At 65.0% G+C, this 19,825-nt stretch carries 18 protein-coding genes and 2 tRNA genes; 16 read left to right on the top strand and 4 right to left on the bottom strand.

The annotated features are described in order from the left end of the window. The first annotated feature begins 15 nt into the window (after nt 1-15). The 4 genes from pheA to gdhA all read left to right on the top strand — a co-directional run bounded on the left by pheA (nt 16) and on the right by gdhA (nt 3,599). On the top strand, nt 16-966 hold the full coding sequence (gene pheA / locus D9V29_RS08245; protein ID WP_121672853.1) for a prephenate dehydratase: 951 nt from the start codon (nt 16-18) through the stop codon (nt 964-966). 63 nt (nt 967-1,029) lie between these two features. Next, nucleotides 1,030-1,617, top strand: a complete 588-nt coding sequence (locus D9V29_RS08240) for a hypothetical protein (RefSeq protein WP_121672852.1) — start codon at nt 1,030-1,032, stop codon at nt 1,615-1,617. A gap of 2 nt (nt 1,618-1,619) precedes the next feature. After that, nucleotides 1,620-2,096, top strand: coding sequence for a hypothetical protein (locus D9V29_RS08235; RefSeq protein WP_121672851.1), 477 nt, complete (start codon nt 1,620-1,622; stop codon nt 2,094-2,096). A gap of 147 nt (nt 2,097-2,243) precedes the next feature. Then, the gene (gene gdhA, locus D9V29_RS08230) at nt 2,244-3,599 is read left to right on the top strand and encodes an NADP-specific glutamate dehydrogenase (protein ID WP_229790462.1); all 1,356 of its coding nucleotides are present in this window, start codon (nt 2,244-2,246) and stop codon (nt 3,597-3,599) included. Between the two features lie 318 nt (nt 3,600-3,917). Here gdhA and D9V29_RS08225 read toward each other — a convergent pair whose 3' ends face one another. Beyond that, nucleotides 3,918-4,346, bottom strand: coding sequence for a putative endonuclease domain-containing protein (locus D9V29_RS08225; protein ID WP_121672849.1), 429 nt, complete (start codon nt 4,344-4,346; stop codon nt 3,918-3,920). A gap of 9 nt (nt 4,347-4,355) precedes the next feature. On the opposite strand from D9V29_RS08225, the gene D9V29_RS14770 reads away from it, so the two are divergent. After that, complete coding sequence (locus tag D9V29_RS14770; protein WP_147436237.1) at nt 4,356-4,580, top strand: hypothetical protein; 225 nt, start codon at nt 4,356-4,358, stop codon at nt 4,578-4,580. A gap of 579 nt (nt 4,581-5,159) precedes the next feature. On the opposite strand, the gene D9V29_RS08220 is transcribed toward D9V29_RS14770, so the two are convergent. Further along, nucleotides 5,160-6,341 carry an IS30 family transposase gene (locus D9V29_RS08220; protein ID WP_121672848.1) on the bottom strand — a complete coding sequence of 394 codons (1,182 nt, stop codon included), beginning with the start codon at nt 6,339-6,341 and terminating at the stop codon, nt 5,160-5,162. A gap of 182 nt (nt 6,342-6,523) precedes the next feature. Beyond that, nucleotides 6,524-7,495 carry a diacylglycerol/lipid kinase family protein gene (locus tag D9V29_RS08215; protein ID WP_183084957.1) on the bottom strand — a complete coding sequence of 324 codons (972 nt, stop codon included), beginning with the start codon at nt 7,493-7,495 and terminating at the stop codon, nt 6,524-6,526. A 37-nt stretch (nt 7,496-7,532) separates the two neighbouring features. Between D9V29_RS08215 and serS the strand changes: the two genes are divergently transcribed. The 6 genes from serS to D9V29_RS08185 all read left to right on the top strand — a co-directional run bounded on the left by serS (nt 7,533) and on the right by D9V29_RS08185 (nt 12,697). After that, nucleotides 7,533-8,798, top strand: a complete 1,266-nt coding sequence (gene serS, locus D9V29_RS08210; RefSeq protein WP_121673022.1) for a serine--tRNA ligase — start codon at nt 7,533-7,535, stop codon at nt 8,796-8,798. Beyond that, nucleotides 8,795-9,595, top strand: a complete 801-nt coding sequence (locus D9V29_RS08205; protein WP_121672847.1) for an HAD family hydrolase — start codon at nt 8,795-8,797, stop codon at nt 9,593-9,595. The genes serS and D9V29_RS08205 overlap by 4 nt, the downstream gene beginning before the upstream one ends. Before the next feature lie 98 nt (nt 9,596-9,693). After that, nucleotides 9,694-9,778 (top strand) — tRNA-Ser (locus D9V29_RS08200). Between the two features lie 211 nt (nt 9,779-9,989). Further along, nucleotides 9,990-11,246: an LCP family protein gene (locus tag D9V29_RS08195; RefSeq protein ID WP_121672846.1), complete on the top strand. Its 1,257-nt coding sequence runs from the start codon at nt 9,990-9,992 to the stop codon at nt 11,244-11,246. Nucleotides 11,247-11,301: 55 nt separating this feature from the next. Further along, the gene (locus D9V29_RS08190) at nt 11,302-12,537 is read left to right on the top strand and encodes an LCP family protein (RefSeq protein ID WP_147436236.1); all 1,236 of its coding nucleotides are present in this window, start codon (nt 11,302-11,304) and stop codon (nt 12,535-12,537) included. A gap of 68 nt (nt 12,538-12,605) precedes the next feature. After that, nucleotides 12,606-12,697, top strand: a tRNA-Ser gene (locus tag D9V29_RS08185). 153 nt (nt 12,698-12,850) lie between these two features. On the opposite strand, the gene D9V29_RS08180 is transcribed toward D9V29_RS08185, so the two are convergent. Then, complete coding sequence (locus D9V29_RS08180) at nt 12,851-13,414, bottom strand: TetR/AcrR family transcriptional regulator (RefSeq protein ID WP_121672844.1); 564 nt, start codon at nt 13,412-13,414, stop codon at nt 12,851-12,853. A gap of 69 nt (nt 13,415-13,483) precedes the next feature. On the opposite strand from D9V29_RS08180, the gene D9V29_RS08175 reads away from it, so the two are divergent. From D9V29_RS08175 to D9V29_RS08155, 5 genes are all read left to right on the top strand, one after another. Beyond that, the gene (locus D9V29_RS08175) at nt 13,484-14,557 is read left to right on the top strand and encodes an SDR family NAD(P)-dependent oxidoreductase (RefSeq protein WP_121672843.1); all 1,074 of its coding nucleotides are present in this window, start codon (nt 13,484-13,486) and stop codon (nt 14,555-14,557) included. Between the two features lie 209 nt (nt 14,558-14,766). Further along, nucleotides 14,767-15,471: a DedA family protein gene (locus D9V29_RS08170; protein ID WP_220699935.1), complete on the top strand. Its 705-nt coding sequence runs from the start codon at nt 14,767-14,769 to the stop codon at nt 15,469-15,471. 203 nt (nt 15,472-15,674) lie between these two features. Further along, the gene (locus D9V29_RS08165) at nt 15,675-16,757 is read left to right on the top strand and encodes an extracellular solute-binding protein (protein ID WP_229790461.1); all 1,083 of its coding nucleotides are present in this window, start codon (nt 15,675-15,677) and stop codon (nt 16,755-16,757) included. A 111-nt stretch (nt 16,758-16,868) separates the two neighbouring features. Next, nucleotides 16,869-17,882, top strand: a complete 1,014-nt coding sequence (locus tag D9V29_RS08160; RefSeq protein WP_121672841.1) for an ABC transporter ATP-binding protein — start codon at nt 16,869-16,871, stop codon at nt 17,880-17,882. 9 nt (nt 17,883-17,891) lie between these two features. Continuing rightward, a complete protein-coding gene (locus D9V29_RS08155) occupies nt 17,892-19,679 on the top strand; it encodes an ABC transporter permease (protein WP_121672840.1) in 1,788 nt (595 codons plus the stop codon). The last annotated feature ends 146 nt before the right edge of the window (nt 19,680-19,825 follow it).

Below are 19,825 nucleotides of genomic sequence, written 5' to 3'. Positions count from 1 at the left end.
AGTAGGCTTTCGAGCATGTCAGACACCCGTTCACCGATTCGCACCTACAGTTATCTGGGTCCGCAGGGAACGTTCACCGAGGCTGCTCTCGCGCAGGTCCCTGAAGCGGTCGGCCAGAACTGGCGTTCGGTGAACAACGTGGGTGAGGCGCTCGACGACGTCATCTCCGGCCGCAGCGACGGTGCGGTCATCGCGATCGAAAACTCGATCGAGGGTGGTGTCTCCGTCGCCCAGGACGCGCTCGCCACCATGCCGGGGCTCCGCATCGTCGGTGAATACCTCGTGTCCGTGAACTTCGTACTCGTCGCGAAACGGGGCACGACCCTCGACGACGTGAAGGTCGTGAACGCTCACCCCGTCGCCTACGCGCAGTGTCACCAGTGGATGGACGCCACCCTTCCGAATCACGGGCACATCCCAGCGACGAGCAACGTGGCCGCGGCATCCGCTCTCTTCGACAACGACCTCGCGGATGCCGCCATCGCGCCACCGGGAATCGTCGCCCACTACGACCTCGACGTCCTCGCGGAGAACATCGGTGACAACCCGAACGCGGTCACGCGCTTCCTGCACGTCAGCAGGACGACCGTTCTGCCAGCGCCGACCGGGGCGGACAAGACCAGTCTCATCGCGGAACTGCCGATCGACAGGGCAGGCGCCCTGCTGGAGCTGCTCGAGCAGTTCTCCACCCGCGGCGTCAACATGAGTCTCATCGAGTCCCGCCCGATCGGCGATGAACTCGGTCGCTACCGGTTCATCATCGACGCAGACGGTCACATCCGCGACGAACGCGTCGCTGATGCTCTTCTCGGTGTCCGCCGGTTCAGTCCGGGAGTGATGTTCCTCGGGTCATACCCGCGGGCAGACAAGGCGTCGATAACGTTCGACTCGAAGTACTCGGACGAGGTGTTCGTCGAAGCCCGTGACTGGCTCCGCGGCATCATCACGGGCGAACCCGAAGCCTGATGCTCGCTCCGCCTGCGGTCGTTCGCTAGGCTCCGATCAGCCCCATCGACGAAGGAGTATCGGATGGATCGCACCGGTTTCGACCCCCGTTACAGCCCCGAGTTCCAGCGCGGTTTCGACCCGGCGTTGCACGATGGCCCGTCGGCGACAGCGCAGACGCACGAGCGGATCGGTACCGTCCCTGCGCCACCCGCGCGCTGGATTCCACCCATTCCCACAGCGGGTTCTGACGCCGGGGAATCGGTGGACCGCGTTTCGACGGAGAACGGGATGCCAGGGGACGCCGCAGCCGGGGATCCGGACACGGTCGAGCTGCCGGTCTCGCCGTGGCGCAACCCGTACCTGATCGCCCTGACGGTTCTCGGTGTCGTGCTGCTCGGGGGCGGAATCGCTGCATTTCGCTGGTCGGTCAATCAGGTCTACGGCGGTGCGATGAATGCGCCGGGCGCAACGCAAGCGGAGGCTGAAGAGGCCATGCTGCTCTCCCAGCTCGCGTGGGGGTTGTCTCCGCTCCTCGCCCTCGCTGGAGTGCTGACGCTCCTCGGTGTTTTCTTCTTCGCGGCATCGCGGTGGCGACCACAGCGCCGGTGGGGGGATGACGACGTCGAAGAGCAACCAGCGGACGGTGCCGAGCGGAGCGTGGCGGGCTGATCATGGCTCGACACCACTCGTTGAGCGGCGTGGCTCGGGCCGCGATTGCCGGAGTGCTCCTCCTCGCCGGCGGAGTTGGGATCGCCGCACTGGACGCCCAGGCGCGCAGCGACGCGGCCGACGCCTCCATCGCCGAGAGCCGGGCGAGGATCGAATCGACCGGTGAGGAGTCTTTCAGCTTCGACATGTCTTCGATGCGGCAATGGTTTGTATTCGACAACCTCAGGTCGGGTGGGCCGATGCCGACCGTCACCATCGTGGAAGACGACGAAGGTGGCGTTTCGTACCTCAGCTGGGGACCCGCTGACGGCGGAATGCGGCCAGGATCGCTCGGCGGTTGGCAATTGAAACCGGCTGCTCTCCTCCCAGCGGCCGGACTCACTGTGGTGATCGGTTCGGGTTTCGTCGCAGCCGTGCGGTGGCGTCCGCGGCATCCGCTCTTCGATGCGGCGACGGTCGAGGAAAGCGCGTCAAATTGACGGATGCCGCCCCCGCAAGTCAGACTGTCGGGGGCCTCACAATGGCCTTTCTGCGCGTCGCGCCCCCGATGGATCCCTGAATCGAGAGCCCCGCGTCCCCTGCGTTCAGCGTCGTTCGCGATCATCACGCCCTCAGAAAGATCCCCAGTGCCCTCACCGTCCCTGCCCTCTGAACTCACTCGCGCTGCCTACGAGACCGCCGTTGCACGGAACCCCGGGGAGCCGGAGTTCCACCAGGCCCTCCACGAGGTGCTCGAGTCGATCGAGCCTGCGCTCGCGGAGCACCCCGAGTTCGGCGAAGCCGGCATCCTCGAGCGACTGGTCGAGCCGGAGCGCCAGGTCATCTTCCGTGTGCCGTGGACCGACGACAAGAACCGGGTTCAGGTCAACCGTGGCTTCCGGGTGCAGTTCAACTCGGCGCTCGGCCCGTACAAGGGCGGATTGCGGTTCCACCCGACGGTGAACCTGTCGATCATCAAGTTCCTCGGGTTCGAGCAGATCTTCAAGAACGCGCTGACCGCGCAGGGCATCGGTGGCGCCAAGGGTGGCAGCGACTTCGACCCTCACGGCAAGAGCGAATCCGAGATCATGCGGTTCTGCCAGAGCTTCATGAACGAGCTGTACCGTCACCTCGGCGAGCACACGGATGTGCCAGCCGGTGACATCGGCGTCGGTGCCCGCGAGATCGGGTACCTCTTCGGCCAGTACCGCAAGGTCACGAACCGCCACGAGTCCGGCATGTTCACCGGCAAGGGAACCGGCTGGGGTGGTGCAGAGGTTCGCACCGAAGCCACCGGTTACGGCGCCGTCTTCTTCACCGAGGAGATGCTCGCCACGAAGGGCGCGTCGATCGACGGCAAGACCGCGATCGTCTCAGGATCGGGAAACGTCGCGACGTACGCCATCGAAAAGGTTCACCAGCTTGGCGGACGTGCCATCACGGCATCCGACTCCTCCGGCTACATCGTTGACGAGAAGGGCATCGACCTCGACCTGCTGAAGCAGATCAAGGAGGTCGAGCGACTGCGGATCTCGGAGTACGCCGAACGCCGTCCGTCCGCGCACTTCGTGGCAGGTGGAAGCGTCTGGGATGTTCCCGGCCAGATCGCCCTGCCGAGCGCGACCCAGAACGAACTGAACCTGGCAGACGCTAAGGCGCTCATCGCGAACGGCGTCGAGGCTGTGGCTGAGGGCGCGAACATGCCCTGCTTCCCCGACGCTGTGCACGCGTTCCAGCAGGCGGGCGTGCTGTTCGGGCCGGGTAAGGCCGCGAACGCCGGCGGTGTTGCGACGAGTGCGCTCGAAATGAGCCAGAACGCGTCGCGCCAGCGCTGGAGCTTCAGCGACAGCGAAGACCGGCTGCACCACATCATGCGCGGAGTCCACACGGCAGCGTACGAGGCCGCAGACAAGTACGGGCGCCCCGGCGATTACGTGGTCGGCGCGAACACCGCTGCCTTCGTGAAGGTTGCCGACGCGATGCTCGCGCAGGGCGTCATTTAGCGGTTTTTCTGTGCGGATGCCGCGTGGCGGCATCCGCTGGTGCGTCGCGTTCCGTTGCTCGGTCGGTTCTGGCTGGACCGTAGGTTTGCTCGGTCGCTGTTGGCTAGAAACTGCCGCACGCTTCGACCAATATCGACCGAGCAGCACGGCGTCTGACCATGAGCGACCGAGCAGCGCGGCATCCGACCGTTCCGAATCACGCGGCACGGCATCCGACCGTTCCGAATCGCGGGGCGCGGCATCCGCCCGTTCCGAATTGCGCGGCATGGCATCCGACCACGTGCGTCCGCGCAGTGCGGCGTCGGAGCTGAAGGGGCTCTACCCGTTCCAGCCGAGAGCGCGGAGGCGCCGTTCCACCCTGGCTCTCATCGCGGTCAGGTTGATGAGGTCATCGCCGGTGTATTGCAGGGTCTGCCACCCTTCGTCGCCGATGTCGTTCGCCCGCCGCACGTCGCTGCGCCACTGCCTCACGTCGGTGCGGTGCTGGTCGCCGTGGTACTCGAGCTCGAGCTTGTACTCGGGATAGGCGAGGTCGAAATAGACGGTTCGTCGGGCAATTGTGAGGAACAGCTCGTAGTTCGGCAGAGGAGTCGGAAGCGGGCTCAAAGCGAGGTCGACCCGCACGAGCGACTCCGGGCGCGACCGGGAGTGGTCGCTACTGAGTCCGAGGGCACGACGCAGCAGAGGTCGGCCGACGCGCGACGGGTATGTTTCGATCGCCGCTGCGAGTCGAGACCTCGTAGACAAAGGCGCTTCGTGCCACAGGAGAAAGTCCGCGACGGCGACAAGATCCGGCAGGCCAAGAACGGTTCCCAGATCGCACCAGGTTCGCTCGACCGTCGTTACTGGCAGCTCGGCGCTGGTGCTTATGTCGTCCGGCTCCAGTACCGCAGAGTGCCCGCGTGTGCCATGCCGACGTATGGCGCGAGCTGGCGTCGGGACCGTTACGTCCACGGGACAATTCGCGGGGGACGGCGGTAGCGGCATCCCGTGCAGGACCGCGGCCGTTCGGTGGCTGAACGCTGCGCCCCGTGGCATCCGTGTTGCAAGTGCGCGGCAACTCAGTTCCAGCGGAATCGCTGGGGCGGCGCCGACCCTGGTGCCGGTGAACGGTGCGATGAGCGCTTTGTTGCGCATTTGGGCACGGGTGAATCCGCGGGCGTATGCGTCTGTCACGGCGAACGCCGACGGAAGCGGCAACGGCAACGGTTTGCGGAAAGTCACGGCATCGAGGATGCCTGAACGGTACGGATGCCGCAGACGCTGTCCACAGGCGCCACGGGTCGGTCGGGTGCCCCGTTGCGGGTTGCTCGGGCACTTTTGGCTGAGGCACCGGGTTGCTCGGTCACCTTTGGCTGGAAGCGGCACCCCGATTCAACCAAAGGTGACCGAGCGGCGCGGGGTTCGACCATTCGTGACCGAGTTGGGCGGATTCAGAGCCCTGCGTTGTCCACAGGGTGTGGAGGGATGGGACACCCGGCGTTGCTCCGTCACTTTTGGCTGGAGGGCTCGGTTGCTCGGTCACTTGTGGCTGAGAGCAGCTTGGCGGATTCTAGGTAGTCATGCAACACCGGTGTTTGTGTGTGGGTTCGAGAGTAGTTTGTCGAGGCGTTCAGCAGGTGTTTCCCAGTCGTAGCGTTTTCTGGGACGGCAGTTGAGTTCCGCGGCGACGTTGTCGAGGATCCCGGGGCCGTGGACGGAGAGGTCGGTACCTTTCGGGAAGTATTGTCGCAGCAGACCGTTGGTGTTCTCGTTGCTGCCGCGCTGCCAGGGTGAGTGCGGGTCGCAGAAGTAGATGTCGAGCCCGGTCGCGGCGGTGATCGCTTTGTGCGAGGCCATTTCGCTGCCCTGGTCCCAGGTCAGTGAGCGTTTCAGATGTTCCGGGAGCTGGCTGATCTTCTCGATCATCGCTTCTTGAACGGCCAGCGCGGTGTGGTTCTCGGGTAAATGCAGCAGCATCACGAATCCGGTGCTGCGCTCGACCAGTGTTCCGATTGCTGATCCCGAAGCGACCGAGCCAAGGATTAGGTCACCTTCCCAGTGGCCCGGGACAGCGCGATCCTCGGCTTCGGCCGGGCGCTCGGAGATCATCACCATGTCGGGGATCCGTCCGCGACGTTCGCCCTCGGCGCGGCGGGGTTTCCTCATCGAGCGGCCGGTGCGCAGGTGCGTTGCCAGCTCCCGATTCAGGCCACCCCGGGACTGAACATATAGTGCTTGGTAGATCGTTTCGTGGGACACCCGCATCTCCGCATCGTCCGGGAAATCGGTTCTCAGTCTGCCAGCGATCTGCTCCGGAGACTCCCGCCGGTGCAATCGCCGTTGCACTTCCTCCCGAAGCCGGCCATTCACCGCCAGCTTCGCCGATCGGGGTCCGCGACGAGCGGCGTTCGCTTTGTGTTGCGCGACCGATGGTCGATACCCGCGCCGGTTCGTCATCCCGCGGGCGAGTTCCCGGCTGATCGTTGCCGGGTCGCGGCCGAGCGCTCGGGCTATTTTACGGACGCCTTCTCCCCGGGCGGTGAGGTCATGGATCTCCTCCCGCTCAAGCCAGGAGAGATAACGGCCTTTCAACGGGCTCGCCGGAAACTGGTTCACTCCGCCAGCTTTCCGGAACGTTCGCCGAGCCTGCGTGACCGACATTCCCACGAGAGTCGCGGCATCCTCGATCGAATCTCCCGCCCGGATTCGCCCCCAGAACCCACGAATAAGATCGATCGGCACCGACGGACGACCAGACATAGCAACTCCCCGAGATCAGGGTGTTGCGTCACTTACATGAACTCGCCCTTCACGTTCCAGCCCAAACTGACCGAGCAACAGATCGTTCGACCATTTGTGACCGAACGGCGCCCGCGCAGAGCACCCCCGAACGGAGCCCAACGCAGCAGGGAAGCAGGAACCGGGGAACTAGGTCGCCGACGCTACCGCACCCGCACGGCGAGGGCTCCGGCATCCGCCGCGAATCGCACGCCAGCCACGACCCCGAACTCGTCGCCATCGAGCTCGACGTGGCGAGGCTTGTCGAGCGACACCGTGACCCCGGCACTGCGCAGGTAGGAGATCGTCGATGCACTCCCGGACGTCGCAGAGATGAGCTTGCGCCCGATGCTCGACCGGCGCAGGAACCCGTTCTCGAACCGCAACTTGCGCCAGATGTCGATCCAGCCGAGTGTTCCGGTCGGCTGCAGCACAGCGATGTCGAGCAGACCGTCATCGACGATGGCGTCCGGCATCATCTCGAGTCCACCGGTGAGGGTGCCGCAGTTGCCGAACAGGATCGTCGACACGTGCGCGCTGTGCACGGGTTTCCCGTCGAGCTGGTACCTGATCCGGAACGGGCGCGCATCGGGCAGAACGCGGATGCCGGCATCCACGTAAGCGAGCCAGCCGACGGTCTTCTTCAGGGCCTCGCTCGTGTTCGCCATGATGTCGGCATCGATGCCCATCCCGGCCATCACGAGGAACCCGTGCTCTTCGATCGACCCGTCGGTCCGGCTGAGCGTCGCGATACCGAGGTCGATGTTGCGGGTGCGTCCCGTGAACGCGATCGCGATGGCATCCGTCACGTTGTTGATCGGAAGTTTGAGGTTGCGTGCGAGCAGGTTGCCGGTTCCTGACGGGAGCAAAGCGAGAGCGGCCCCCGAATCACGGATGCCTTCGGCCACCGATCGCACGGTTCCGTCGCCTCCGGCAGCGAAAACCAGATCAACGCCGGAGCGCACCGCCTCGCGGGTGAGCACCTTGGCCGGGACGGTGAGCGTCGTCTCGAACCAGATCGTTTCGCCCCACCCGGCGTCAGCGGCCGCACGGTCGATCAGCGGCTGGAGGGCGCTCCGCGTGACTCGCGTCGGGTTGTACACCACCGCCGCGCGCTTCAGCCCCGACTCGCCCATACCTGCAACCGTACCGTGCGACGTTAGACTTGCCCCCGTGATTGATCCAGTGCTCCTCCGCGAAAATCCAGACCTCATCAGGCGTTCGCAGGAGGCGAGGCGATCGAGTGTCGAACTCGTCGACCAGGCCCTCGACGCCGACCGTGACCGCCGCGCCGCGATCACCGCATTCGAGGAGCTCCGTGCCGAGCAGAACGCGTTCGGCAAACGCGTCGCCAAGGCACCGAAAGAGGAGAAGGCCGCCCTCGTCGCCGAGGTGAAGGGCCTCTCCGATCGGGTCAAGCAGGCACAGGCGCAGGTGACGGATGCCGAGACCCGCTTCACCGAGATCGTCGGCGCCATCCAGAACCCCATCATCGACGGCGTCCCGGCCGGCGGCGAGGACGACTTCGTCACCCTCCGCGAGGTCGGCGAGAAGCCCGCGTTCGACTTCGCACCGAAGGACCACCTCGAACTCGGTGAGCTCCTGGGCGCGATCGACATGCAGCGCGGGACCAAGGTCTCCGGCGCTCGCTTCTACTACCTGCGCGGCATCGGCGCACGGCTCGAGCTCGCCCTCATGAACATGGCGCTCGACCGGGCCCTCACCGAAGGCTTCATCCCGCTCATCACCCCGACGCTCGTCAAGCCGGAGATCATGGCGGGCACCGGGTTCCTCGGCGCCCACGCGGACGAGGTCTACTACCTCCCGGCAGACGACCTGTACCTCACCGGCACGAGCGAGGTCGCGCTCGCCGGATACCACTCCGACGAGATCATCGACGTGGCGGATGCCCCGATCCGGTACGCAGGATGGTCAACCTGTTACCGCCGCGAAGCGGGCTCGTACGGCCGCGATACCCGCGGCATCATCCGGGTGCACCAGTTCAACAAGCTCGAGATGTTCGTCTACACGACCCCTGAGGAAGCGGAAGCGGAACACCTCCGCCTTCTTGGCTGGCAGGAAGGAATGCTGCAGGCCCTCGGCCTCAGCTACCGTGTGATCGACACCGCCGCCGGAGACCTCGGCTCGAGCGCCGCCCGCAAGTACGACGTCGAAGCGTGGGTCCCGACCCAGGACGCGTACCGCGAACTGACCTCGACCTCGAACTGCACCACGTACCAGGCGCGACGTCTCAACATCCGTTACCGAGCCGGTGAAGACGGCAAGACCACGCCGGTCGCCACTCTTAACGGAACGCTCGCGACCACCCGCTGGCTCGTCGCCCTGCTCGAGACCCACCAGCAGGCAGACGGATCCGTCCTCGTCCCCGAGGCGCTGCGCCCCTACCTCGGTGGGCTCGACGTCATCGCTCCGCTGTGACCGACGCCCCCCTGCTCGTCGCCCTCGACATCGACGGCACCCTCCTCTCCGAGGACGGAACGATGTCGGATGCCGTCATCGAGGCCGCGGAGGCGGCATCCGTTCGCGGGCACATCCTCATGCTCGCGACCGGCCGCAGCTGGGAGACAACGCACCACGTACTCGACCAGCTCGGGATCACACCGGAGTACGTCGTGTGCGCGAACGGCGCGCTCGTTATGAAACGGGATGCCACGGAGCCGACCGGGTACCGCAGGCACCTCATTGAGACGTTCAACCCGCGCGAGGTCCTGACGCAGATCCGGTCTCACCTCGCAGACGGCCGGTACATGGTCGAGTACCCGAGCGGATACCGCCGGTACACCCAGGGCATGACGGACTGGAACCTCGAGAACGCCGAAGAGGTCGAGTTCGAGCACCTCTTGAGCGAACCGGTCACGCGGGTCGTCGTCGTGTCTCCCGAGCACGACGAGCTGGACTTTCTCTCCGTGGTGGAGAAGATGGGGTTGCACTCGGTTACGTACGCGATCGGCTGGACTGCCTGGCTCGACATCGCGCCGCTCGGTGTCAACAAGTCGACAGCGCTCGAACGGGTGCGGGAGTGGCTCGACGTTCCCGAGGACCGGATCGTCGCCGTCGGCGACGGGCGGAACGACATCGAGATGTTCCAGTGGGCCGGCCGTTCGGGCCGTGCCGTCGCCATGGGACAGGCTCCGGATGATGTGAAAGCGGTCGCGACCGAAGTCACCGGCAGCATCGACGACGACGGCCTCGCAGCGGTGCTTCGCTCGCTCTGACCGGGTTCTTCAGTTTTCTATCAGGGCACCCTGTCATTCTGGATTGGCCCTCATCGGCTACAATCGAGCGTTGCCTGCTGTTGAGAAACAGCGTGCAAGGAGGGCTGTCCGAGCGGCCGATGGAGCCAGTCTTGAAAACTGGTGGGCAGAAATGTCTCGTGGGTTCGAATCCCACGCCCTCCGCGTCGCAAGGGTGAAAGCTCTCCAGCCGGGGCACGGATTGCATTAATGACATGTGCGGTTCGAATCCCACGCCCTCCGCGTCGCAAGGGTGAAAGCTCTCCAGCCGGGGCACGGATTGCATTAATGACATGTGCGGTTCGATTCCCACGCCCTCCGCCCCTTCTCCACCCGAGTCACACCTCCATAGCCGCCTGCCGCGAAAGGAACGAGCGTGAGCGAACCCGTCCGCCGCTCCCGTCCGGCACGATCGACGGCGCGGCACGGCCGGCTCAGGAAATCGACGGCAGGCCGAACCATCGCGCGGTTCCTCTCGGCAGCGCTCGCCGTCGTCCTCGTGAGTGGCTCCGCCATCGCGGCATACGCCGTCTGGGACATCGCGTCGAGTGTTGCTCCGTCCGTCACCCTCGCCAATGAGACCGCCGGCAGTGCTCCCGACATCGATGCGATCGAAGGTGGAGTGAACCTTCTTCTCGTCGGCAGCGACAGCAGGCAGGGACAGGATGCCGTCTTCGGCGACGACGCCAAGGATTCCGCCACTCTCAACGACGTGACGATGCTCCTCCACATCTCGGAGGATCACACCGCTGCTACCGTCGTCAGCTTCCCGCGCGACATGTTCGTTCCGATCCCCTCGTGCCCGCGGGAGAACGGCGGAACATACGACGCCATGGCGGCGCAGAAGATCAACACGACGCTGTCGTATGGCGGCCTCGCCTGCACGGTGCTCACCGTCGAGAAGCTCACCGGGCTCTCGATTCCCTTCGCCGCCGAAGTCCAGTTCGGTGGAGTGATCGAACTCTCCAACGCGGTGGGCGGCGTCGATGTGTGCGTCGCTGAGCCGATCAACGACTGGCGCACGGAGACCTACCTCGACGCAGGAGTCCACACGCTTCAGGGCAAGGAAGCGATCCAGTTCCTCCGCACCCGCCACGGCGTCGGTGACGGTTCCGACCTCGGCCGCATCAGCAACCAGCAGGTCTTCCTTTCCTCGCTCGTGCGCACGCTGAAGAGCAGCGAAACCCTCACCGACCCGGGAAAGCTCTTCGGTATCGCGAAGGCGGCCGCGAGCAACATGACGCTCTCAACGAGCCTGTCGAACCTCAACACAATGGTTTCGATCGCGATGGCGCTCAAGAACATCCCGCTCGACCAGGTCGTCTTCGTGCAGTACCCCACCGAATACGGCGACATCAACGGCTATGAGGGCGTTCTGCCGCTGAAAACGCCTGCCGCTCAGCTCTTCGACGCGCTCGCCGCCGATGAACCGCTCACGTTGAGCGGCGACACCGGCCCAGGTTCCGTCGTCGACCCGAACGCTCCCGTCGACGACGCCCCGGCAGACGACACCCCTCAGACCGAGGACCCCGAGGCGCCGAAGACCGACGCGACGCCACCGGGAGTCGTGCTCGACAAGGCGGTGCAGGGCCAGACGGCCGGCGACTACACCTGCTCCAAAGGCAACGACTGACCCTCTCATCCTCCGGAGGGATCCGACGGTCAGCTTCGGGCTCTAGAGTTGCTCTGTGAAAACGTCGAGATCCACCGAGGCAAGCATCAAGCACGGCCGCCAGCCGCGCCGCGGGGTGCTCTCGACGGTGCTGCGGGCCCTCTCGATCGTGATGGCCGTCGTGCTCGTGAGCGGAGCATCCGTCGCCGCCTGGGTCGTATGGGATCTCGCCTCCAATGTCTCGTCGAATGCGATCGACATCAGCGGTCCCGACGACACCCCGCTCCCCGCTGTGCCGAATATCGATGCGTTCGAGGGAGGGTTCAACCTCCTCGTCGTCGGTGCCGACAACGATCCCGAACAGGGCGATGATTTCGGCGAACGCGAGATCACCCTCAACGACGTCAATATGCTCCTGCACGTTTCCGAGGACCACTCCAGTGCCGTCGTCGTCAGCTTCCCGCGCGACCTCGTCATCCCGCATCCCACCTGCGTCGACCCGGAGACCGGGGAGAGCAACGGCCCGACGCGTGCCCAGCCCTTGAACGCTGCCTTCGAGCGCGGTGGTCTCGCCTGCGTCGTCGGAACGATCGAGAACCTGACCGGGCTCGAGATCGAGTTCGCGGCACTGATGTCGTTCGCGTCGGTCGTACGCATGACGGATGCCGTCGGCGGCGTTCCCGTGTGCCTCACGGCCCCGGTCAACGACCCCCTTTCGGACCTCGACCTTCCCGCAGGTACGAGTGTCGTCTCCGGCGAGACCGCGCTCGCGTTCCTCCGCACCCGCCACGGTGTCGGCGACGGGAGCGACCTGTCCCGCATCGCGAGTCAGCAGCAGTACATCTCGTCGCTCGTTCGCACGATCAAGAGCAACGACACCCTCACCGACGTGACGAAGCTCTACTCCCTCGCCCAGGTCGCGGCGAAGCACGTCAACCTGTCGACCTCGCTGACGAACGTCACGCGCATGGTCGCGATGGCGCGAACGCTTGTCACCGTCGACCTCGACAAGCTCAACCTGATCCAGTACCCGGTGATGGACGACCCGAACAACCGCAACCGGGTCGTGCCGCTGCAAAGCCTCGCCGACCAGCTGTTCGAGCGAATCGCCACCGACGCTCCGTTCGCTCCTGACCCCAACGCGAACCGCACGGGAGTGGAGGCCGACCCGAATGCGCCGGCGACTCCTCCCGCTGACGCCCCGGATGCCACGCCCGGGGCGACCCCGGTGCCCACTCCGACGACCGATGTGATCGAAGGGCTGCAGGGCCAGACCGCCTTCGACCAGACCTGCTCGGTCGCCAACCGCTGAGCCCAATTCGGCCCGAGGCGATTTGCCGGTTATGATTAAGCCCGTGCGTCCGTCCAGCGGCCGCTCATGGAGACGTCGCATAGTTCGGCCTAGTGCACCACCCTGCTAAGGTGGAGTCCTCGTAAGGGGACCGCGGGTTCAAATCCCGCCGTCTCCGCCACCTCTTAAATTGGTTGCGGATCGCAGTCTCGTTCTAGGGATTGCCTGGGATTCGGCTGCCGCCTTTCGCGGAGCTTCGCTCCGCGCGGGTTCAAATCCCGCCGTCTCCGCCACACAAACCCTCGCCTCGCGGCGGGGGTTTTTGCATGTGCCGTCAGCCCTCGTGGGGCGCGAAAGCCGCGTGGAAGAGCGCCCAGGCGCGGCGACCGACGCCCGCGCGAGCATCCGGTTCGGTGTGGGCGAGTTCGCCGGCCAGCATCGAGATCGCGAGGACCACGTCGTCGATCGCGACGTGCTGCCCGATGCGCCGCGCCGCCTTCTCGCGTTCCGTGATTGTGGCGACGACTGATGCCAGACGGTCGCTCAGATGCGCGATGCGTTCGTCGTGTCGGTGGGAGGTCAGCAGTTCGATGAGCGCCGTCGACACGAGGGCTTGCGCAATCACGACCTCGAGGAAGTCGTCGAGGGTGCTGTCCGGGCGGTCGACGACGACTTCGAGGTCACCGATATTCTCCTCGAAGACGGCTGCCGCGAGGGCGATGCGGTCGGGGAAGTGGCGATAAAGGCTGCCCTGCCCGACGCCTGCGCGTTTGGCGACCGAGCTCAGCGGCGCTGAGAGCCCGTCTTCGGCAAAGACTTCACGGGCCGCGGCGACGAGGGCTCGACGGTTCTCGGGCCCGGCACTCGGGCCCCGATTCGCTTTACCGGGAGCTGACACCCGTGTAGCCTACAACCGGACAACGTTGTCCGGTATGCATCGGCGATCCCGACCAGAAAGCAGAACCCCATGGCTCCCTCTTCCACCCTGTCCGGCGACTCCTCTGTCGGCACCTGGCTCGACCACCCGGTCGGCGGGCTCATCCTCCGCGACCTGCTGGCCCAGGCCGGCCAGACCGCAGACACCCTCCGACCCGTCCGCCGCCTCGCGATCAAGCGCCTCGTCAAGCTCAGCAAGGGTTCGTTTCCCGCTGAACTGATCGACGAACTCGTGCGCCGCGTCGAGATCGGCGACGTGCCGGCATCCGCTGCGACCGCAACAACGGATGCCGCTGCGCCGGCTCCCGTGGACGAGAACGCCGTCGACGCCGTCGAGCGCCCCGAGTGGGTCGAGCGGATCAGCGACGGTCGCTTCACCGGAAAGACGGTCATCGTCACCGGCGCCGGATCCGGAATCGGCCGAGCGACGGCATCCCGGGTCGCCCGTGAGGGTGGACGCGTCATCGCTGTGGACATCGCGCGCGAGCGTCTCGACGAGCTCGTCGACGAACTCCCGGCGGCAGACATCATCGCCGTGACGGCCGACATCACCGACGACAACGCAATCGCTGAGATCGTCGCTGCTGCGGGCGACCAGATCGATGCTCTCGCCAACGTCGCTGGAATCATGGACGACATGACGCCGGTGCACGAGGTGTCGGATGCCGTCTGGAAGCGCGTGTTCGCGATCAACGTCGAAGGGACGATGAAGCTCATGCGCGCCGTCGTTCCGTCGATGCTCGCCCGTCAGGCCGGCTCGATCGTCAACGTCGCATCTGAAGCAGCGCTTCGTGGTTCAGCCGCCGGCGCCGCGTACACCGCGTCGAAGCACGCGGTCGCGGGCCTCACCAAGTCGAGCGCGTTCATGTACGGCCCGAGCGGCATCCGCGTGAACGCCGTCGCACCTGGCCCCGTCATCACCAACATCGAGGCGACGTTCGCGTCGACCCTCGGCTCTGAGCGCGTGCGTGCCGGAATGGCCGTCATGCCCGAGGCGGTCGAGGGCGACGCTCTTGCGGCGTCGATCACCTTCCTCCTCAGCGACGACGGCGTGAACGTCAACGGCGTCATCCTCGCGAGCGACGGCGGCTGGTCAGCCGCCTAGGTCGCTTGCTCGGCCATAAACGGCTGGATGTCGTGCCGAGGTTCAGCCGTTTACGGCCAGGCAAGGGCAGCCGGGGGGCGAGGTGGGCGCCCGGGAATCGCCTGAGACTCCCAGCCAAGGCCGGAGTCGGTATGCCAGACTGGCGCCGTCCGTCCTGGCATCGTCGGAGTTGTCGTTGCCGCAGTCCCATCCACTGTGGAGACAACCCCATGCATTTGACCGCCCTCCCCGAGTCGCACCTCGCGGCATCCGCCGACTCAGCATCCGCCGGCGTCGCCGACGGAATCGCGCAGTGGGCCATCCAGATCATGGAAGCACTCGGGCCCGTCGGCGCCGGACTCATCGTCTTCCTCGAGAACGTGTTTCCTCCCATCCCGAGCGAGGTCATCCTTCCGCTGGCCGGCTTCACCGCCAGCCAGGGCTCGTTCACGATCGCCGAAGCCATCTTCTGGACGACGCTCGGTTCCATCCTCGGTGCCTTCGTTCTCTACGGCCTCGGTCGCTGGCTCGGCCACGACCGCACCGTGTGGCTCGCGGCTCGCATCCCCTTCGTCGACCCAGGCGACATCGTCAAGACAGTCGCCTGGTTCGGCCGCCACGGCAAGAAGGCCGTCTTCTTCGGGCGGATGCTCCCCATCTTCCGCAGTCTCATCTCGATCCCTGCAGGGATCGAGAAGATGAACCTGGTGACGTTCGGACTGCTCACGGCTGCCGGCTCCCTCCTCTGGAACAGCATCTTCGTGGTGGCCGGGTTCCTGCTCGGTGAGAACTGGAGCGCGTTGCTCGAGTACGCCGACATCCTCAAGTACATCGTTGTCGCCGGCGTCGCCGCCCTCGTCATCTGGTGGTTCGTTCGCGCGGTTCTTCGCGTACGGGCGCGCCGCCGCGAGCGTGAACTCGAGCGCGTCCTCTAGGACCCGCTCGCGCTGCCACACGGCCGCGCACACCCTACTCGTCAGCTCCGCGACGGTCGAGACGCCGCAGAACGAACATCAGGCGAACATCTGTCAACCGACCCTCTTTCGGGGTGCTCCGTCCCCTAGGTTGGAAGCACGTGTAACTCGCATGATCAGCAAGGGACGACCCGGGGGTCTGTCGTTGCTCGAAAGGACTGACCGTGAAAAAGCGCAATCTCACATCAACGGCACTTGCCGTTGTCGTCGTGGGTTCCATCGGACTGACGGGATGCTCCGCTGGAGCGGGCTCGTCTGGCGGCGAGTCGGGCGGATCGGGTGACTCCACCGGCACGCTGATCGTGTACACGAACTCCAATTCGGACGGTCGCGGCGAGTGGATCACCGCGCAGGCCGAAGAAGCCGGCCTCGACATCGAGATCGTTGGTCTCGGCGGCGCCGACCTCGCGAACCGCATCGTCGCGGAGAAGAACAACCCGGTCGGCGACGTCGTCTTCGGTCTCAACAACATGTACTTCGAAACGCTCAAGGCGGAAGAAGCCATCACGGCATACGAGCCTGAGTGGGCCGGCGAAGTCGACCAGGAGTCCGGTGACCCGAAGGACGGCGCCTTCTGGCCGCTCGTCGAACAGGCCATCGTGACGGTCTACGACACCAACAAGATCTCTGAGTCGGATGCTCCGAGCGACACGAGCGACCTCTGGAACGACTCCAAATGGGACGGTCGATACGAGGTCAATACCGCACTCGGGCAGGCAACGCCCCAGCTCATCCTCGCCGGGCTGCTCACCCAGCACCTCGACGAAGACGGCGACCTCGGTGTCTCGGACAAGGGCTGGGAAGAGGTCGAGAAGTACTTCGCCCACGGTTCTCCCGCTGTCGAGGGAACCGACCTCTACGCTCGCATCACCCGCGACGAGGTGGACTTCGGTGTCCTTCCCTCGAGCGGTATCGCCGCGCGCGACGCCGAGTACGGGACGAAGACCGGCGTCATCGCCCCCGAGGTCGGTGTTCCCTACGTGACCGAGCAGATCTCCGTCATTGCGGGCACCTCCAAGCAGGACCGCGCCGAGGAGTTCATCGACTGGTTCGGGAGTGCAGAAGTGCAGGGCGAGTTCGCCAAAGAGTTCTCCGCGTATCCGGTGAACGAAGAGGCCCGTGCCCAGGCGCTTCCCGAGGTCATCGAGCTGATTGACTCCCTCGACAAGCAGGACATCGACTACAACCTGGTCAGGGAGAACATCGCCGCCTGGGTTGAGAAGACAGAACTCGAGTACCTGCCCTAACCCACGCATCCCCGAATTGCGGGGAGTGGCGGCCGCGGTGCTTCCCAGCGCCGCGGCCGTCATTCGACCTAGGTCGGCCGTTCAGTGCTGAACGGGCCGGCTGGAGTGCTCATGATCAGCTATGACAACGTCGAGGTCCGATTCGACGACCACGTCGCCATCCCGGACCTCAATCTCGAAATCCGGGAGGGCGAGTTCTTCACCCTCCTCGGACCGTCGGGTTGCGGCAAGACCACCGCGCTCCGTACCCTCGCCGGCTTCATCGAACCGTCGCGCGGCAAGGTCTTCATCGACGGTAAGGATGCCACACGGCTGCCGAGTGAGAAACGTCGCGTTGGCATGGTGTTTCAGAACTATGCGCTGTTCCCGAGCATGAGCGTCGGGGAGAACATCGCGTTCGGCCTTTCCGTCCGTAAGACGAAGAAGCAGGAGACCGAACGTCTCGTCGCCGAGATCGCAGACCAGGTCGAACTGACACGCGACCAGCTCGATAAGAACGTGGCGGAACTCTCCGGCGGACAGCAGCAGAGGGTCGCCATCGCGCGGGCGCTCGTGCTCAAGCCACGCATCCTGCTCCTCGACGAGCCGCTGTCGAACCTCGACGCCAAGCTTCGGGTTCAGCTGCGGGAGCAGTTGAAGAACCTCCAGAGCGAACTCGGCATCACCACGGTGTACGTCACGCACGACCAGGAGGAAGCCCTGACAATGAGTGACCGGATCGCGGTCTTCAACAAGGGAGTCGTCGAGCAGGTGGGCGCACCCGAGGAGATCTACGACCGGTCGGCCACCGAATTCGTCTGTACGTTCGTCGGTGCCATCAATACGCTCTCGCGCGAGTTCGTTCAGCGACTCGTCGACGCGGGGGCGACAAACCTCGACCCGGCGAAACCGTCCTACCTCCGCCGTGAGAAAGTGTCGCTCTATCCTCCCCGTACAGGGCAGCAGGCGATCCGGCTGGACGGGATTGTCGCCGAGCGCACGTACCACGGCGCATACAGCACGTACGTGATCGAGTCGAGCGGAACGAAACTCATCGCCATGGTGACCGAGAACGGTGAGGCAGTGCTGCAGCCGGGCGCGACGGCCGACCTGTACATCGACCCGACCTCGATCCTGCAGTACTGAGGCACTGACATGCGGAATTCCTCACTGCGGACAATGTTCCGCTCACCGCTGGTTCTCGTGGTTTTGGTCGTTCTCCTCTGGTTCATCGCGACCTTCCTGCTCTTTCCCAACATCAATCTGCTCGTGTCGACGTTCTTCCCCGGTGGAGAGTTCAGCGCGCGTGCCGTCGAGAAGCTCTTCAGCTCTGAACGGGCGATGAAGAGCCTGTTCAACAGCTTCCTCCTCGCGATCTCACTCGCGGTCACGGTCAACGTCGTCGGAATCTTCATCGTTCTGGTGACGAAGTACTTCCAGATCCGTGGCTCCCGCGTGCTCTGGCTTGGCTACGCGACGACGCTGATCTACGGTGGCATCGTCCTCGCCGCCGGTTACAACTTCATCTATGGTCGCTACGGGTTCATCACCAACGCCGTCAGGAACGTCTGGCCGGAGGTCGACCCCAACTGGTTCTCGGGGTTCTTCGCCGTGCTCCTCGTCATGACCTTCGCGACGACCACGAACCACATGCTCTTTCTCTCCTCGTCGCTCGCCAAGATCGACTACCAGACCATCGAAGCCGCGCGGAACATGGGCGCGTCGACGTGGAAAATTCTCTGGAAAATCGTGCTTCCCGCGTTGCGGCCGATGATCTTCGCCGTCACCGTTCTCACCTTCCTGACCGGTCTCGGCGCCCTCACCGCCCCCCTCGTGATCGGTGGCGCCGACTTCCAGACGATCGCTCCGATGATCGTCACCTTCTCGAAGAGCGCGAGCTCGCGGGACCTCGCTGCCCTCCTCGCGATCATCCTCGGCCTCGCGACAATCATCCTCCTTGCCGTGATGAACCGGGTCGAAAAATCCGGTGTCTATTTCTCGGTCGCGAAGGTCGCCACCCCGCTGAAGAAGCAGCGCATCCAGAACCGGGCGGCGAATGTCGTCGTCCACGTCGTCGCGTACCTCCTCTTCATCGTCTACGCGACACCGGTGCTGCTCATCGTGCTGTTCTCGTTCGTCGACTCCACGGCGGTTCTCACCGGGTCGATCACCCTCAGCTCCTTCACGCTCGACAACTACGCCACCGTCTTCGGATCACCCGCGGTGCTCCGGCCGTTCATCGTGAGCATCGTCTACAGCGCGCTCGCGGCCCTCATCGTTGTCGGCGGACTGTTGTTCGTGGCGCGGGTGATCCAGAAATACCGCAACCCCGTGACATCCGTTCTGGAATACCTGCTGCACATTCCGTGGATTCTTCCGACGATCCTCATCGCCCTCGCTCTCGTCATGACCTTCGACCGGCCGAACCCGCTGATCGGAGGCCAGGTTCTCACCGGGACAACCGTGCTGTTGCTCGTGGCGTACATCATCGTGAAGATCCCGTTCACGCTGCGGTTACTCAAGGCGGCGTTCGCGTCCATTCCGGATTCGCTCGAGGACGCCGCGCGTATCCTCGGCGCGAAGTCGCTCTTCACCTTCCGCAGGGTGCTCTTCCCGCTCGTGATCCCGACGGCCGCTGCCATCACGGCGCTCAACTTCAACAGCCTGCTCGACGACTACGACGCCGCTGTCTTCCTGTATCACCCGCTGTACGAGCCACTCGGTATCGCGATCAAGGCCAGCACGGAGGGTGAGAGCAACCTCGACTCGATGTCGATCACCTTCGTCTACACGGTGCTTCTCATGATCATCATGGGACTCACGATGTACCTCGTCTACGGTCGTTCCGGCGGGACGACGAGGCGGCGCAAGGGCCGAAACGTGACTCCGGATGCTGTCGCGAACGATCCGGCGGCAGCCGCGGCGGTGGCAAACACGAAGTAGGGGTGCGCCGGGGTGAGGACTCGACGATTTCACTCACTTCGGACGAATTCACGCGCCACGACGGGTGTTTTCGTCCGGAACGGGTGACAACGCCGCCCGGAGGTGCAACAACACACAGAAACGGCCCGGGAGCGAACGCTCCCGGG

This window comes from Mycetocola manganoxydans (assembly GCF_003667545.1).
Taxonomy (GTDB): domain Bacteria; phylum Actinomycetota; class Actinomycetes; order Actinomycetales; family Microbacteriaceae; genus Mycetocola_A; species Mycetocola_A manganoxydans.
This window is presented reverse-complemented; position numbering and strand designations above follow the sequence as displayed.

Bases quoted from the DNA above. Each gene is read 5' to 3' on its own strand.
- D9V29_RS08240 (WP_121672852.1), top strand. From the start codon at position 1,030: ATGGATCGCACCGGTTTCGACCCCCGTTACAGCCCCGAGTTCCAGCGC.
- pheA (WP_121672853.1), top strand. From the start codon at position 16: ATGTCAGACACCCGTTCACCGATTCGCACCTACAGTTATCTGGGTCCG.
- D9V29_RS08235 (WP_121672851.1), top strand. From the start codon at position 1,620: ATGGCTCGACACCACTCGTTGAGCGGCGTGGCTCGGGCCGCGATTGCC.
- D9V29_RS08215 (WP_183084957.1), bottom strand. From the start codon at position 7,495: ATGGGCGAGTCGGGGCTGAAGCGCGCGGCGGTGGTGTACAACCCGACG.
- D9V29_RS08155 (WP_121672840.1), top strand. From the start codon at position 17,892: ATGCGGAATTCCTCACTGCGGACAATGTTCCGCTCACCGCTGGTTCTC.
- D9V29_RS08170 (WP_220699935.1), top strand. From the start codon at position 14,767: ATGCATTTGACCGCCCTCCCCGAGTCGCACCTCGCGGCATCCGCCGAC.
- D9V29_RS08175 (WP_121672843.1), top strand. From the start codon at position 13,484: ATGGCTCCCTCTTCCACCCTGTCCGGCGACTCCTCTGTCGGCACCTGG.
- D9V29_RS08220 (WP_121672848.1), bottom strand. From the start codon at position 6,341: ATGTCTGGTCGTCCGTCGGTGCCGATCGATCTTATTCGTGGGTTCTGG.
- D9V29_RS08160 (WP_121672841.1), top strand. From the start codon at position 16,869: ATGATCAGCTATGACAACGTCGAGGTCCGATTCGACGACCACGTCGCC.